The organism is Yersinia alsatica, from assembly GCF_902170305.1.
Taxonomy (GTDB): Bacteria; Pseudomonadota; Gammaproteobacteria; order Enterobacterales; family Enterobacteriaceae; genus Yersinia; species Yersinia alsatica.
This window is the reverse complement of the sequence record NZ_CABHWW010000026.1, coordinates 573,354-588,585: the sequence shown is the minus strand read 5'-3', so window position 1 is coordinate 588,585 and position 15,232 is coordinate 573,354. Positions and strand designations below refer to the sequence as shown.

Genomic DNA, 15,232 nt, shown 5'->3' with positions numbered 1-15,232 from the left:
TAACGCTCTCGTTATCCAGATGGGTTTTATTCTGTTTGTCTGGTTTCTCGCTGCTCTTTGGGCGGCGACACCGAATAACTGGCAACAATAGCCGTGAGGATGACAAATAAATGCCCTTCCGACGAGTCCAGTAAGAAGGAGTTGAACAGATGGCAAGCCAGATAACCGCCGAGCAAAGCAACCAGCACATTTCTAATATGGGTAGGTAAACGCCAAGCCGAACGGAAGAAGTACCACATCCATCCTAGGAATAAAGCTAAACCTACTATTCCCGACTGAACAGTTTGCATCAGATATTCATTATGTGGGTTGATGCTATAACCAAGTTGTGTATTTGTGTACCAAAAACCGCCAGCACCATGCCCTAAGATAGGCGATTTTTTTATCAACTTTATCGACTCAAGCATAAATGCAGTGCGAGCGCCCATTGAGGAGTCGCAAGACACATCTGCATTCCCCTCACTGACAGTCAGGCAAGTTTGAATCTCTGTGACCCCTTGATGCAACCGGTCAACTGCCCGATTTGGCACCATCAGCACAATAACGCCGACGACCAATGCACAAACCACCATCCCCAGACGCTGACGGGTTGATAGCGATAATAGTCCCCACACCCCAAAGGTTGCCGCTAATGCAACATAGCCAGTCCTGCCCTGCACCATAAACACAATGTTATAGATAGCCAGACACACTAACAATGCATAGCCCCAGCGCTTAAGCCCATGATTTCTAAATGCCAGAGAAAGCCATATCACCGCCGCCAAGGCCATAAAGAAATTATGGGTAATTTGTAATTTGAATACTGACGGATTGAGCGGATCAATATGGCCCAATGGCATATGCAAGACACCCACCCACAGACTGGCGGCCAGAATAACAGCATTCGCCAGTAAAAAACCTTTGGCAAAATAGCCAGCAAGTGAGCGGGAAAGAACAAAAAACATCGCTAATGGCAAGATATACAATAGCTTAGAATATTTACTGACCATCACTTTGCCGTACAGATTGTGATGCCAGAGCAAGGATATTGCCAACAGCACCACCATCAGTGCTGGCAACCAAATCAGCGGATTCTTGGCCAACTCTTTGACATAGCGGGTATCGCGGCTCAGCAGTAAACAGATAACCGCCAAGACCAGCGACAAGTTCATGATGAAATTAGAAGTGGGTAGACCAATACCTAACAGAAATGCAGTTGCACAAGACAGCGTGCCAACATATCGATGCGCGGGGGGTGAGCCTGGCAAAGAGGCAGGAGAAATCATAAGTCACTCACTTCAGATTAATAACCAGTAACAACTGTTTAACACTCATTCTTCGAGCGTCACAGCCCTATTTACGCCATAGCCAACCATTGGGTAATAGTTGGCTATGTGACTTTTTAACTCTATGTGCCGTTATGCTGCGAGTGATCGGAACAAGTAACGGAACCACCATAATGGTCGCCACCAGATCTTACGTGGCGGCACTGTCGGTGGACGTGAATGCACTTTTTTGATTTCCCAATTAAAGTTAAGGAATATTCTACTGTGGCCATATTCCGCACCAAATCTGGCAATTTCACTTTTCTTCCGGTCATCAATCGGCGCGTTATACGTCAGGTCACGATCCAGAGAATGGTAGCTTTTCTTCCTATCAACATTACGTTCGATACATCGGTATTGTTTAGGCAAATAGCGCGGCGTGCTGCCGTGGTCTTTGTGGAATTTCACAAAACGGTAATCTTCCGAACCATAATGGCCAGCAAACTCTTCATCATAACCATAAAGTCTGAAGAATCGGGCTCTGGACATGAAGAACAAGTTAGGGTGACCACGATAGGCTTTGCCGGTTTTTTCATCTGTACGGTAGATACGGTACAGTGAACGCCCCGGATTACGGGCATTAACCAGATAGCGCATGGTATCTTCAGGCAGCAGACAATCTAAATCGGTAATGATTATTTTGTCTGATTTGGCATAAGTCACCCCAAGGTTGCGGGAACCCGCCTGATTCCATTGAATATCAGTGGTAATTCGTAACCACGTGAAATTCAAGTCATAATCTTTAACTTCATACTCTAGTGGTGAGCAATCATCAACGATGACAAATTCGACTGCATCCTTAATATCGTCAGGATAAGATTCATATTCCTTCAACAAGGACTCAACGGAATCCATATTTCCCTGATTACAGTAAAAATGAGTTACATAAGACAACTTGATGTGCTGCTTATCTAACGGATGCCGTGCTTTAACGATCTCTACATCCTTTGTCACAATATAAGCCTCTGTTTTAAGAGAGAAAATAAAAATAAATTTTTATAATTTCTTGAATACTGACGATTTAATAAACTCAGTAAGAATAAATGGCATTGTTATGCCCAGTAACTTTGCGGTAAAGGATAAAGAGTTACCATAATCAGTCAAATATTTTCTTCACATTAATGTGTCAATAGTGACAGGGCGCGGATAACAAGTGATTGATCATTTTTGTTTTCTTCTGTGAAAATTGAGCGGTAAGCCCATATCAGTATTGCTAGATTATGTTGCAGCGAGGTTTTGCAGAAGAGTTGGGACGGGTACTAAAAACTCACGGAAGCCGAAGCCCCCGTGAGATATGACATCAACAGCAGAATTACATGTGTTGAATAATGGCGTCGCCGAATTCACTGCATTTCAACAGTTTAGCGCCGTCCATCAGACGTTCGAAATCGTAAGTCACGGTCTTGGCCTGAATTGCGCCTTCGGTGCCTTTGATAATCAAATCAGCCGCTTCGAACCAGCCCATGTGACGTAACATCATTTCTGCGGACAGAATGATAGAGCCTGGGTTGACTTTGTCCTGACCGGCATATTTTGGTGCCGTGCCGTGGGTGGCTTCAAACAGAGCACACTCATCACCAATGTTGGCACCTGGGGCAATACCAATACCGCCAACCTGTGCAGCCAATGCGTCAGAAATGTAATCGCCGTTCAGGTTCATACAGGCAATAACATCATATTCAGCAGGGCGCAGCAGAATTTGCTGCAAGAAGGCATCGGCAATGACATCTTTAACAATAATATCTTTGCCATTGTTTGGGTTCTTGATTTTAACCCAAGGGCCGCCGTCGATCAGCTCACCACCAAATTCCTCACGCGCTAACTGGTAACCCCAGTCTTTAAATGCGCCTTCGGTGAATTTCATAATGTTGCCTTTATGAACCAGAGTTACTGATTCACGATCGTTGGTAATTGCATACTCAATTGCAGCACGAACCAAACGCTTGGTCCCTTCTTCTGAACAAGGTTTTACACCAATACCACATTGTTCAGGGAAACGGATTTTCTTCACGCCCATCTCTTCACGCAGGAACTTAATTACTTTCTCAGCTTCTGGTGAACCGGCTTTCCATTCGATACCCGCATAGATGTCTTCTGCGTTTTCGCGGAAGATCACCATGTTAGTCAATTCAGGGTGTTTTACCGGGCTTGGAGTACCTTCGTAATAACGTACTGGACGCAGGCACACATACAAATCGAGTTGTTGGCGCAAAGCAACGTTCAGAGAACGAATACCGCCGCCTACTGGCGTGGTCAACGGGCCTTTAATTGCTACACGGTAGTCACGAATCAGATCCAATGTTTCTTCTGGCAGCCAAACATCTTTGCCATAAACATGGGTGGATTTCTCGCCGGTGTAGATTTCCATCCAGGAGATTTTACGCTCACCTTTATAGGCTTTCTTAACCGCGGCATCGACCACGTTAATCATGGCTGGAGTTACATCAACGCCAATGCCGTCACCTTCAATAAATGGAATGATCGGATTATGCGGAACAACCAGTTTACCCTGAGCATCGACAGTAATTTTCTTACCTTCTGCCGGAACAACGACTTTGCTTTCCATCAACCTCTCCTTCAGCGCAATTTTGTTAATGCCTTGTAAGATTCGTGTCAATACTACTTGAATATTCGCTCCGCGCCAATCCGAAACGGATTGAGGTATAATGCGCTAATCATTCGGAATCGCAATAATCATGAATAAATTCTCTGTTAAAAATCACAAAGTTAACCGATTCAGCACCAATGTAGCGGCTAAGCCGGGGAAGCCCGTCTCCCCACGGCGAGTCCTGTTATTCAACAAGCCTTTTGATGTGTTACCTCAATTTACAGATGAGGCTGGGCGCGCCACTTTGAAGGAATTCATCCCTTTTAATGATGTTTATGCCGCAGGACGTCTTGATCGTGATAGTGAAGGTTTGCTGGTATTAACTAATGATGGCAAGTTACAAGCCAAGCTCACACAACCGGCCCAAAAAACCGGCAAGGTCTATTTTGTGCAAGTCGAGGGGGTACCGGGGGATGACGCACTCATGCAATTAAGACGAGGTATCAGCTTAAAAGATGGCCCGACCTTGCCCGCCGGAGCCGAGTTGGTTGATGAGCCTGAATGGCTATGGCCTCGAAATCCGCCCATCAGAGAACGTAAAAGCATTCCAACCAGTTGGGTGAAAATCACACTTTTTGAAGGTCGTAACCGGCAAGTTCGCAGAATGACAGCCCATGTTGGCTTCCCTACCCTGCGCCTGATACGTTTTAGTATGGGAAATTTAAGCCTTGGTAACCTACAGCCAGGCGAATGGAAGGAGATAAACCATGTTTAAGCCCCATGTAACCGTCGCTTGCGTTGTTCATGCGCAAGGCAAATTTTTAGTTGTCGAAGAGACAATTAATGGCAAAAAGTTATGGAATCAACCTGCGGGTCATTTGGAAGCAGATGAAACCTTACTGCAAGCTGCAGAAAGAGAATTGTGGGAAGAAACCGGCATTCGTGCTACTCCGCACTCTTTTCTGCGCATGCATCAATGGCTGGCTCCCGATAAAACACCATTTTTACGTTTTGCTTTTGTCATTGAATTACAAGAACAATTACCAACAGAGCCCCACGACAGTGATATTGATTGCTGTTTGTGGCTCACAGCCGATGAAATACTGCAGTCGTCTAATTTGCGCTCCCCTTTGGTTGCAGAAAGTATCCGCTGTTATCAGCAACCAGAGCGTTATTCCCTTGATCTGGTTGGTGCATTTAATTGGCCGCTATAAAAAGCAGATTTGATTTATTCAGGTAATTGCGAATCTACCATGCAGCAACGCAATCAACGTGATAAAATCCGGCGCTTGTTTTTATAATGCCCAACCAGTGTTGGAAAGTTATTCGGGTAATGCAACCTTATAACCTTCATCCAATCGTTTGGTATTTACGTTAGTGAGACTCCCATGTCAGATAACAGCCAGAAAAAAGTAATCGTCGGTATGTCCGGCGGTGTCGATTCTTCCGTTTCCGCTTACCTGCTCCAGCAACAGGGTTACCAAGTTGCCGGTTTGTTCATGAAGAACTGGGAAGAAGATGATGACGAAGAGTATTGCTCAGCAGCGACCGATTTGGCCGATGCTCAAGCAGTATGCGACAAGCTGGGCATGGAGTTGCACACCGTCAATTTTGCCGCAGAGTACTGGGATAACGTGTTTGAATTGTTCCTGGAAGAGTATAAAGCCGGGCGCACACCTAACCCCGATATTCTGTGCAATAAAGAAATCAAATTTAAAGCTTTCCTTGAGTTCGCTGCCGAAGATTTGGGGGCGGACTACATCGCTACCGGCCATTATGTTCGCCGTCAGGATGTTAATGGCAAAAGCCGCTTATTACGCGGTTTGGATGGCAATAAAGACCAAAGCTACTTCCTCTACACCTTAAGTCATGAACAGCTCGCTCAGAGTTTGTTCCCGGTGGGTGAGCTAGAAAAGCCCGAAGTTCGTCGCATTGCCGAACAGCTAGAGTTGGTTACCGCGAAGAAAAAAGACTCTACCGGTATCTGCTTTATTGGCGAGCGCAAATTCCGTGACTTCTTGGGGCGCTACCTCCCGGCTCAACCCGGCCCTATTATGACGGTTGATGGTCAGCATATGGGTGAGCATCAGGGTTTGATGTACCACACGCTGGGCCAGCGCAAAGGCTTAGGTATCGGTGGCACCAAAGATGGCGGCGATGACCCATGGTATGTTGTGGATAAAGATGTCGCCAATAACATCTTGGTGGTTGCTCAAGGGCATGAACATCCGCGTTTAATGTCTGTTGGCCTGATTGCTCAACAGCTGCACTGGGTTGACAGAGAGCCGGTAACAGAGGCTTTCCGCTGTGTGGTGAAAACCCGTTATCGCCAGCAGGATATTCCTTGCACCGTCACGCCACTGGATGACGAACGTGTTGAAGTTCGCTTTGATGAGCCCGTCGCGGCGGTAACTCCCGGACAGTCTGCGGTCTTCTATCAAGGTGAAGTCTGCCTCGGCGGCGGGATTATTGAAGAGCGCTATCCACTGGCGGGCTCAGTAGCAAGCTAAATATGTCATCAACCAAGTCGGCAATCTTACAGGAGTAACCGTGGCGAAAAATTATTACGATATTACGTTGGCATTAGCAGGGATCTGCCAGTCAGCTCGCTTGGTTCAGCAATTGGCCCATGAAGGCCAATGCGATAATGATGCATTAAATACCGTGCTGGGCGGGTTGTTACAAACTAACCCACCCTCAACGCTGGCGGTATATGGCGGCAACGAACAATCCCTGAAGATGGGGCTGGAAACGTTGCAAAGTGTCTTAAATGCCAATCGTCAGGGGCCAGCCGCTGAATTGACCCGCTATACCCTGAGCCTGATGGTGTTAGAAAGAAAACTTAATGCCAATAAATCAGCCATGAATACCCTAGGCACGCGTATTAGCCAGCTTGATCGCCAACTGGCACATTTCGATCTTGAATCCGAAACCATGATGAGTTCGCTGGCCGCCATTTATACTGATGTTATCAGCCCGCTTGGCCCTCGTATTCAGGTGACAGGTTCACCTGCTATTTTACAAAGCACATTGGTGCAGGCAAAAGTTCGTGCCGCCCTGCTGGCGGGTATCCGCTCAGCCGTGCTTTGGCAACAAGTCGGCGGAAGCCGCTTGCAGTTAATGTTCTCACGAAATCGTCTGTTTAAGCAGGCGCAGAGTATTCTTGCTCATAATTGAAATCCTTCCTCAGGAGTTGCCACCGATGGAATTATCCTCACTGACCGCCGTTTCCCCTATTGATGGACGCTACGGCGACAAAGTCAGCGCACTGCGCCCAATCTTTAGCGAATTCGGTTTGCTGAAATTCCGCGTGCAGGTCGAAGTACGTTGGCTGCAAAAACTGGCCGCCTGTGCAGAAATCAAAGAAGTTCCCGCTTTTGATGCAAACGCAAACGCTTACCTTGATAAGATCGTGCAAGAATTCAATGAGCAAGATGCACAACGCATCAAAACCATTGAACGCACCACTAACCATGATGTGAAAGCGGTTGAATACTTCCTGAAAGAGAAAGTGGAAAGCGTCCCGGCGCTGCATGCGGTATCTGAATTCATCCACTTTGCTTGTACTTCAGAAGATATCAATAACCTGTCCCACGCATTGATGCTACAAACTGCCCGTCAGGAAGTGGTATTGCCAATGTGGCGCCAGATTATTGATTCGATTAAAGCTCTGGCGCACCAGTACCGCGACTTACCACTGTTGTCTCGTACCCACGGCCAGCCGGCGACCCCGTCCACGATCGGTAAAGAATTCGCGAACGTGGCTTACCGCATGGAGCGCCAGTTCCGCCAACTGTCCCAAGTGGAAATTTTAGGGAAAATCAACGGCGCAGTGGGTAACTATAATGCCCACATCGTGGCTTATCCTGAAGTTGACTGGCATCAGTTCAGTGAAAGTTTTGTGACATCGCTTGGGATCAACTGGAACCCATACACTACGCAAATCGAGCCTCACGACTACATTGCCGAATTGTTTGATTGTGTGGCGCGTTTCAATACCATCCTGATCGATTTTGACCGTGATATCTGGGGTTATGTTGCACTGAATCACTTCAAGCAAAAAACCATTGCGGGCGAAATTGGCTCCAGCACCATGCCGCACAAAGTCAATCCGATCGACTTCGAAAACTCCGAGGGTAACCTTGGGCTATCTAACGCTGTACTCGGTCATCTGGCGAGCAAATTGCCGGTTTCACGCTGGCAGCGCGACCTGACAGACTCCACGGTGTTACGTAACTTGGGCGTCGGTTTGGGTTATGCCGTGATTGCCTATCAGGCGACCATGAAAGGCATTAGCAAATTGGAAGTCAACGAAGCGCACCTGTTGGAAGAATTGGACCATAACTGGGAAGTTCTGGCGGAACCTATCCAAACAGTAATGCGCCGCTATGGCATTGAAAAACCGTATGAAAAACTGAAAGAATTGACGCGCGGTAAACGTGTCGATGCGGCGGGTATGCAGGCATTTATCGATAGCCTGGCACTGCCAGAAGAAGAGAAAATCCGCTTAAAAGCCATGACTCCGGCCAATTATATTGGTCGCGCGACAACCATGGTCGATGAATTGAAGTAATATTATAATCTTACATACAGGTGGCGGGTCAATGTCACCTGTATATCCCCTCTCTTTTCTTATTCCCTTGTGCGCGGCCCCTGTTTAGCCCCGGTTTAGTCGTTGTCATTGATAATACTCGCGATGTCAAAAGGACGTTATAACCGCAGGAGCTATTATCATTATGTTAAAGCAAACACTACTCACACTTGCCTTGTTGGGAACCTCTACTGCCACCATGGCGGCTGATTACACCTATGTTGCTGGTGGTTTGCAATACGGTTCCATCAGCAATAATGCACGTTTCGATAAGCAATTTGACCAAAATAATTACAGCCATGTCGGTAACCGAGATATGGGTGGGATTTACCTTAACGGTGGTTATGGCTTTGATAATGACCTGTTTATTGATGGTCGTATAAACAGCATTGCTAATGGTGACCGTGGTTTGGCAGAAGCCGTACTTGGACTGGGCTACCATTTTGCTTTCTCGCCTAATATTGATTTTTATACCTTAGTTGGTGGCAGTCGCCACGCCATGGTATTTGATGCCAGCAAAAACGGTAAAAAAACCAATACTTATAACAGTGCTACCGGCGAAGTCGGCATCAAAAGCAAGTTGTCCCAAGATATTGGTCTGGACGTTGCTTACCGCATAGCAAACTATGATGGCCGTGCCTTCCATGAAGCGCGGGTCATGACAGATTATGCATTAACACAAAGCCTTGCTGCAGAAGTCGGCTATACCTACCATAACTGGAAAGTCAACGACCAAGCTATGCAGGTAGGTTTACGTTACAACTTCTAAGTAACTGTTTTAATTTTTACTTGTCGGGTAATATTAGATTACCCGGTTAACGAATATCGAGGAATGTGGTATGCGGGTTCTGGTTGTCGAAGATAATGCTTTGTTGCGTCACCACCTCACCGTGCAAATGCGCGAGATGGGCCATCAAGTTGATGCAGCGGAAGATGCCAAAGAGGCAGACTATTTCTTACAGGAACATGCTCCAGATATCGCAATTATCGATCTTGGCTTACCGGGTGAAGATGGATTAAGCCTTATCCGTCGCTGGCGTAGTCATCAGACTAATTTGCCGATTCTGGTGCTGACTGCCCGCGAAAGCTGGCAAGATAAAGTCGCCGTGCTGGAAGCTGGTGCCGATGATTATGTGACCAAGCCTTTTCATCTGGAAGAAGTTATTGCGCGGATACAGGCATTGATGCGACGCAATATCGGCCTGGCATCTCAAGTTATTGATTTTCCGCCATTTCAGATTGATCTCTCGCGACGCGAGCTGTCTGTCAATCAACAACAAATTAAACTGACTGCCTTCGAATACACCATTATCGAAACTCTTATTCGTAATGCTGGCAAAGTGGTGAGTAAAGATACCTTAATGCTGCAGCTCTATCCTGATGCAGAACTGCGTGAAAGCCATACTATTGATGTACTTATGGGCCGTTTACGTAAAAAACTGCAAGCGGAACATGAGGGTGAAGTGATTACGACCATCCGTGGTCAGGGATACCGTTTTGACGCCAACTAGACAACATGCTCAGGAAAAATAGTAAACCGTTCTCCCTTCGTGCTCGCTTTCTTATGGCGACAGCAGGTGTCATCTTAGCGCTGTCGCTATCCTATGGTATGGTTGCTGTCGTCGGCTATATTGTCAGCTTTGATAAAAATACCTTCAGCGCACATCGCGGCGAGAGTAATTTATTTTTCAGTCTGGCGCAGTGGCATGACAACAAACTCAGCATCTCGGTGCCTCCCGAACTTGAACTGAATATTCCTACGCTGGTCCTGATTTACGATAAAGATGGCAATATTCTCTGGCGTCAGCGCCATGTCCCTGAACTTGAATCTCATATCGAAAAAAGCTGGCTACAAAAACCGGGCTTCTACGAGCTTGATACCGGGACGCATATCAGTAGCATGATGCTAGGTGATAACCCCAAAGCCCAAGATCAGCTGAAAAAATATGACGATACCGACAGCAGCGCGTTAACACACTCCGTCTCGGTCAATACTTACCCAGCCACCTCCCGCTTGCCACAACTCAGTATTGTTGTCGTCGATACTATCCCACAAGAGTTGCAGCGTTCAGACTTGGTTTGGAATTGGTTCAGCTATGTTTTACTGGCTAACTTACTGTTAGTTGTCCCGTTACTGTGGCTAGCCGCTTATTGGAGCTTAAGGCCAATTAAGGCATTAGTCAGCCAGATAAGTCAGCTAGAGAAAGGCGAGCGCGAGCAATTGGATGAGAATCCCCCGCGTGAATTGCAAAGTTTGGTGCGAAATCTCAATATCTTGTTAACCAATGAGCGCCAGCGCTATACCAAATATCGCACTACGCTGTCGGATCTCACCCATAGTCTCAAAACTCCATTGGCGGTATTACAAACCACGTTGCGCTCTTTGCGTACCGGTAAGCAAACCACCATTGAAGAAGTCGAGCCAATTATGCTGGAGCAGATAAGCCGTATTTCTCAGCAAATTGGCTATTATTTGCACCGTGCCAGTATGCGCTCCGAACATAATGTATTAATCCGTGAAATTCACTCGGTCCCTGCCCTGCTCGACAGTCTGTGCAGTGCGCTGAATAAAGTTTATCAGCGCAAAGGTGTGGTACTCACGCTCGATATCTCGCCTGAAGTGACCTTCCTTGGTGAGCGAAACGACTTTATGGAAGTGATGGGCAATGTTCTGGAAAATGCCTGTAAATACTGTCTGGAGTTCGTTGAAATAACCGCCCTGCACTCTGAAAAACAACTGACTATTGTCGTTGACGACGATGGGCCGGGTATCCCTGAAAGTAAGCGGCAGTTAATTTTCCAGCGGGGCCAACGAGTCGATACTTTACGCCCCGGCCAAGGTCTGGGATTATCTGTTGCAGCCGAAATTATTGAACAGTATCAAGGTAAGATAACCATCACTGAAAGCCCCTTGGGGGGAGCAAGAATGATGGTGACCTTTGGCCAGCAACATGATTATCACACTGATTAATAAAATTTGCCGGTTAGTACCTGATACTGTTGGCAGGCATCCGTTATAATCACTGGCAAGTTCACCCCCTTTCCTGGAATAAACATGGATTATCAACTCGATCTCGACTGGCCTGATTTTCTGCAACGTTATTGGCAGAAACGCCCGGTTATCCTCAAACGTGGTTTTAAAAACTTTATTGACCCACTCTCGCCTGATGAGCTTGCTGGCTTGGCGATGGAAAATGAAGTAGACAGCCGTCTGGTAAGTCATGAAGATGGCCGCTGGCAAGTCAGTCACGGCCCATTCGAGAGTTTTGATCATTTAGGTGAAACCAACTGGTCGCTTCTGGTGCAAGCCGTAGACCATTGGCATGAGCCAGCCGCCGCGTTAATGCGCCCATTCCGCCCGCTATCAGATTGGCGTATGGATGATTTAATGATCTCTTTCTCCGTTCCGGGTGGCGGTGTTGGTCCACATTTCGACCAGTATGATGTCTTTATCATTCAAGGTACTGGCCGTCGCCGCTGGCGAGTCGGTGAAAAAACAGAAATGAAGCAACATTGCCCACACCCAGACTTACTGCAAGTGGGGCCTTTCGACGCCATTATTGATGAAGAAATGGAGCCGGGTGATATTCTCTATATTCCGCCGGGCTTTCCTCATGAAGGCTATGCGCTTGAAAATGCATTAAATTACTCGGTTGGTTTCCGCGCACCTAATGCGCGAGAATTGGTCAGCGGCTTTGCTGATTATGTCCTTTCGCGTGAGTTAGGCAGCTACCGCTACAGTGACCCAGACTTACAACTGCGAGAGCATCCGGCAGAAATTAAAGCACAGGAAGTCGATAAGCTGCGGGCGATGATGTTGGATTTAGTCCAGCAGCCTGAGGATTTCCAAAACTGGTTTGGCGAATTTATCTCGCAATCCCGTCATGAGCTGGATCTGGCACCACCAGAACCGCCTTATCAGGCTGGGGATGTTTATGAATTGCTCCAGCAAGGTGAAGAATTACAACGTCTTAGTGGCCTGCGCGTGCTTCGCATTGGCCAGCAGTGTTTTGCTAACGGTGAACTGATTGATACGCCGCATTTACAGGCGGCTGATGCATTGTGCCAGCACTACAGCATTGACTCGGCAAAACTGGGGGAAGCACTGGAAGATGCGTCGTTCCTGGCGATGTTGACTGCATTAGTGAACAGCGGTTACTGGTATTTTAACGACTAATATCTGCCGCTTAGATACAAAAACGCCCCGATAAACGGGGCGTTTTTAATCGGGCTGCCAAACTTAGGCCTCTTTGGCTTGTTTAGCCGTCAGTTCTGCAATCCGCATGATAACCGCAACCGCTTTTTCCATCCCCTCCAGCGTAATAAACTCATGTTTACCATGATAATTATAACCGCCAGTAAAGATATTTGGGCAAGGTAGCCCCATGAAAGATAGCTGCGCGCCATCAGTGCCACCGCGGATTGGCTTCATAATCGGCGTGATATCACAATCTCGCATTGCCTGCTGTGCCAGTTCGATAATATGCGGATGCTTAATAATATGCTCACGCATATTGTAATAACTGTCATCCATAACGATTTCGATATAACAGTCACGATGCAAACCTTTGCCTATCCGCTTGGCAATATCCACCATGTTCTTCTTGCGTGCTTCAAAACCATCGCGGTTAAAATCTCGCACGATATAGTGCATTTCCGCCCGTTCAACAGTGCCTTTGATGTTTTGTAGGTGGTAAAAACCTTCATAACCTTCAGTGCGTTCCGGGGTTTCATCCGCAGGCAATTCCTGATGAAAACGGGTTGCCAGTGATAATGCATTCACCATCACTCCCTTGGCGCTACCGGGGTGCACATTATTACCCACAATCTTAATGGTCACTGACGCCGCATTAAAGTTTTCAAACTCTAACTCGCCGACACCACCGCCATCCACGGTATAAGCCCACTGAGCATCAAATTCTGCCACATCAAAGAAGCGCGCACCTTTCCCCACTTCTTCATCCGGCGTAAAAGCAATGCGGATATCCCCATGAGGAACATTGTTATGCTTTAAACGCACCATCGCGGTGATAATTTCTGCAATGCCGGCTTTGTCATCGGCACCCAGTAAGGTTTTTCCGTCGGTGGTAATTAATGTGTGCCCGAGCAACTGATGCAATACCGGGAACATTACCGGAGACAACACTTCGTCCCCCATGCCCAGGGCGATGTCACCACCACGGTAGTTTTCGACAATCTGCGGATTCACATTTTTCCCCGAGAAGTCGGGGGAGGTATCAAGATGGGCAATAAAACCAATGGTGGGGACCGGCCAGGAAACATTTGCTGGCAATGTTGCCATCACGCAGCCATGGTCACTCAAGCTAACCTGAGAAAAGCCCAGCGTCTGTAACTCATGTTGTAACGCCTGAGCAAGCTTGCGCTGCCCTTCAGTGCTCGGCACGGATTTTACATTGGCTTTTGCTTGTGTATCAAAAGAAACATAGTTGAAAAAGCGGTCGAGTAATTTGTCCATGGTTCCCACCCTCATAATAGTGAATATCATTATGGGGAAGTGATCGTGATCAAATATTGCGTCAGGTCAGCTTTAGACAAACTTAAGCCAGAATAATAAGGTGCATCGTGAAAACTGTGCTTGGTGATTTATTCATCAGTCAGCAAGGAGTTTCGCTTATTTATCCGCCAATCTCACTTAAATGATCCACATAATTGAGAGCCGCGAACCACGCCGCGGCCCCAACTAAGAAGGATGTTATCCAAAGTAATTGGTGTTGCAGCTAGGCAGCAAACGAATACATCCCAATGAGTCTATCCAAATAAGGTCAACGACAAGTCAGTGATTTGGGTGACAAATCTGCCGGGAGCAGATTTGAACGCTGCTTGCAGCGGCCTCGAAGAGGTGAGGCCCATGGATGGGCCGAATAATTGAGAGCCGCGAACAACGCTGCGGCTCCAATTAAGAAGGATAAATTAATCGCCCTGACGATTCTCGCCTCGTGTAGTCAAAAACTCACGCACATATTCTGGTACGATTTTGCTAGCCAGACCGTAGTGTTTTTCATCAAACTGGCTTTCTACCTGACTGGGTTCCAGATTTAGCTCGACGGTATGAGCCCCGTGCAAGCTTGACTCATGAACAAAACCGGCGGCTGGATAGACATGGCCGGAGGTGCCAATAGAGATAAAGAAGTCAGCTGCGGCCAGTGCTTGATAGATTTCATCCATCCCCATGGGCATCTCGCCAAACCACACAATATGCGGTCGCAATGGTGATGGGAATTGGCAGCAATGACAACGTTCATCAGCGCTGAGGTCACCCGGCCAGTCCAATACTTGGCCCGACTGCGTGCAGCGCACTTTTAGCAGCTCACCATGCATATGGATAACTCGCTTACTGCCAGCTCTCTCATGCAAGTTATCAATATTTTGCGTCACCAGTACAAAGTTATCGCCCAGCACGGCCTCTAAATCAGCGAGTGCGAAATGAGCAGCATTGGGTGCAATTTCTGGCTGCTGTAGCTGGCGGCGGCGCGCATTATAGAAAGCCTGAACTAACTCTGGATCTCGGCGATACCCTTCTGGCGTCGCGACATCCTCTACCTGATGCTCTTCCCACAAACCATCCGCAGCACGGAACGTCCGGATCCCTGATTCAGCCGAGATACCAGCCCCAGTAAGAACCACCACAAACGGCTTCTTCATTTCTGATACTGCCGCACTATCCCGATGAAAAATACGGGAGCGAAAACGTTGATGCCGCAAATGCTTATTCTTGCGAAACCGACATAGCCGATGGCGAATGCGCATAACTTTTTCCTTTTTAATATC

14 protein-coding genes are annotated in these 15,232 nt (G+C 47.3%); 9 read left to right on the top strand and 5 right to left on the bottom strand.

Translation table 11 applies throughout. The annotated features are described in order from the left end of the window. Positions 1-26: 26 nt before the first annotated feature. The 3 genes from FTA96_RS16715 to icd all read right to left on the bottom strand — a co-directional run bounded on the left by FTA96_RS16715 (position 27) and on the right by icd (position 3,870). Positions 27-1,265 carry an O-antigen ligase family protein gene (locus tag FTA96_RS16715; protein WP_050146159.1) on the bottom strand — a complete coding sequence of 413 codons (1,239 nt, stop codon included), beginning with the start codon at positions 1,263-1,265 and terminating at the stop codon, positions 27-29. 132 nt (positions 1,266-1,397) lie between these two features. Next, positions 1,398-2,258 (bottom strand): glycosyltransferase family A protein, encoded by an 861-nt coding sequence (locus tag FTA96_RS16710; protein ID WP_050109089.1) that lies wholly within the window; start codon positions 2,256-2,258, stop codon positions 1,398-1,400. A 358-nt stretch (positions 2,259-2,616) separates the two neighbouring features. Beyond that, on the bottom strand, positions 2,617-3,870 hold the full coding sequence (gene icd / locus FTA96_RS16705) for an NADP-dependent isocitrate dehydrogenase (RefSeq protein WP_019209643.1): 1,254 nt from the start codon (positions 3,868-3,870) through the stop codon (positions 2,617-2,619). Positions 3,871-4,000: 130 nt separating this feature from the next. Between icd and rluE the strand changes: the two genes are divergently transcribed. The 9 genes from rluE to FTA96_RS16660 all read left to right on the top strand — a co-directional run bounded on the left by rluE (position 4,001) and on the right by FTA96_RS16660 (position 12,620). Next, a complete protein-coding gene (rluE, locus tag FTA96_RS16700) occupies positions 4,001-4,627 on the top strand; it encodes a 23S rRNA pseudouridine(2457) synthase RluE (protein ID WP_050121089.1) in 627 nt (208 codons plus the stop codon). Then, positions 4,620-5,066 (top strand): NUDIX hydrolase, encoded by a 447-nt coding sequence (locus FTA96_RS16695; RefSeq protein WP_050109086.1) that lies wholly within the window; start codon positions 4,620-4,622, stop codon positions 5,064-5,066. Before rluE ends, FTA96_RS16695 begins: the two co-directional genes overlap by 8 nt. A gap of 174 nt (positions 5,067-5,240) precedes the next feature. Next, a complete protein-coding gene (mnmA, locus tag FTA96_RS16690) occupies positions 5,241-6,362 on the top strand; it encodes a tRNA 2-thiouridine(34) synthase MnmA (RefSeq protein WP_145574342.1) in 1,122 nt (373 codons plus the stop codon). 40 nt (positions 6,363-6,402) lie between these two features. After that, complete coding sequence (hflD, locus tag FTA96_RS16685) at positions 6,403-7,029, top strand: high frequency lysogenization protein HflD (protein ID WP_050109084.1); 627 nt, start codon at positions 6,403-6,405, stop codon at positions 7,027-7,029. A gap of 25 nt (positions 7,030-7,054) precedes the next feature. Further along, positions 7,055-8,425: an adenylosuccinate lyase gene (gene purB, locus FTA96_RS16680; RefSeq protein ID WP_050121087.1), complete on the top strand. Its 1,371-nt coding sequence runs from the start codon at positions 7,055-7,057 to the stop codon at positions 8,423-8,425. A gap of 163 nt (positions 8,426-8,588) precedes the next feature. Next, complete coding sequence (locus FTA96_RS16675; protein WP_050109082.1) at positions 8,589-9,212, top strand: YPO1635 family putative outer membrane beta-barrel protein; 624 nt, start codon at positions 8,589-8,591, stop codon at positions 9,210-9,212. A gap of 70 nt (positions 9,213-9,282) precedes the next feature. Next, positions 9,283-9,954, top strand: a complete 672-nt coding sequence (gene phoP, locus FTA96_RS16670) for a two-component system response regulator PhoP (protein WP_004709580.1) — start codon at positions 9,283-9,285, stop codon at positions 9,952-9,954. 5 nt (positions 9,955-9,959) lie between these two features. Next, positions 9,960-11,414, top strand: a complete 1,455-nt coding sequence (gene phoQ, locus FTA96_RS16665; protein WP_050109081.1) for a two-component system sensor histidine kinase PhoQ — start codon at positions 9,960-9,962, stop codon at positions 11,412-11,414. Between the two features lie 84 nt (positions 11,415-11,498). Continuing rightward, entirely contained in the window at positions 11,499-12,620 is a 1,122-nt protein-coding gene (locus tag FTA96_RS16660; protein WP_134956727.1) for a ribosomal protein uL16 3-hydroxylase, read from the top strand. A 63-nt stretch (positions 12,621-12,683) separates the two neighbouring features. On the opposite strand, the gene pepT is transcribed toward FTA96_RS16660, so the two are convergent. Both pepT and cobB read right to left on the bottom strand, forming a co-directional pair. Beyond that, entirely contained in the window at positions 12,684-13,919 is a 1,236-nt protein-coding gene (gene pepT / locus FTA96_RS16655) for a peptidase T (protein WP_050147203.1), read from the bottom strand. Positions 13,920-14,374: 455 nt separating this feature from the next. Beyond that, complete coding sequence (gene cobB, locus FTA96_RS16650; protein WP_145538492.1) at positions 14,375-15,211, bottom strand: Sir2 family NAD+-dependent deacetylase; 837 nt, start codon at positions 15,209-15,211, stop codon at positions 14,375-14,377. Positions 15,212-15,232 lie beyond the last annotated feature (21 nt).

What these genes read in the sequence shown, in the direction of transcription:
- FTA96_RS16715 (WP_050146159.1), bottom strand. Translation starts at nt 1,265, where the DNA reads ATGATTTCTCCTGCCTCTTTGCCAGGCTCACCCCCCGCGCATCGATAT.
- icd (WP_019209643.1), bottom strand. Translation starts at nt 3,870, where the DNA reads ATGGAAAGCAAAGTCGTTGTTCCGGCAGAAGGTAAGAAAATTACTGTC.
- rluE (WP_050121089.1), top strand. Translation starts at nt 4,001, where the DNA reads ATGAATAAATTCTCTGTTAAAAATCACAAAGTTAACCGATTCAGCACC.
- FTA96_RS16695 (WP_050109086.1), top strand. Translation starts at nt 4,620, where the DNA reads ATGTTTAAGCCCCATGTAACCGTCGCTTGCGTTGTTCATGCGCAAGGC.
- mnmA (WP_145574342.1), top strand. Translation starts at nt 5,241, where the DNA reads ATGTCAGATAACAGCCAGAAAAAAGTAATCGTCGGTATGTCCGGCGGT.
- purB (WP_050121087.1), top strand. Translation starts at nt 7,055, where the DNA reads ATGGAATTATCCTCACTGACCGCCGTTTCCCCTATTGATGGACGCTAC.
- FTA96_RS16675 (WP_050109082.1), top strand. Translation starts at nt 8,589, where the DNA reads ATGTTAAAGCAAACACTACTCACACTTGCCTTGTTGGGAACCTCTACT.
- phoP (WP_004709580.1), top strand. Translation starts at nt 9,283, where the DNA reads ATGCGGGTTCTGGTTGTCGAAGATAATGCTTTGTTGCGTCACCACCTC.
- phoQ (WP_050109081.1), top strand. Translation starts at nt 9,960, where the DNA reads ATGCTCAGGAAAAATAGTAAACCGTTCTCCCTTCGTGCTCGCTTTCTT.
- FTA96_RS16660 (WP_134956727.1), top strand. Translation starts at nt 11,499, where the DNA reads ATGGATTATCAACTCGATCTCGACTGGCCTGATTTTCTGCAACGTTAT.
- pepT (WP_050147203.1), bottom strand. Translation starts at nt 13,919, where the DNA reads ATGGACAAATTACTCGACCGCTTTTTCAACTATGTTTCTTTTGATACA.
- cobB (WP_145538492.1), bottom strand. Translation starts at nt 15,211, where the DNA reads ATGCGCATTCGCCATCGGCTATGTCGGTTTCGCAAGAATAAGCATTTG.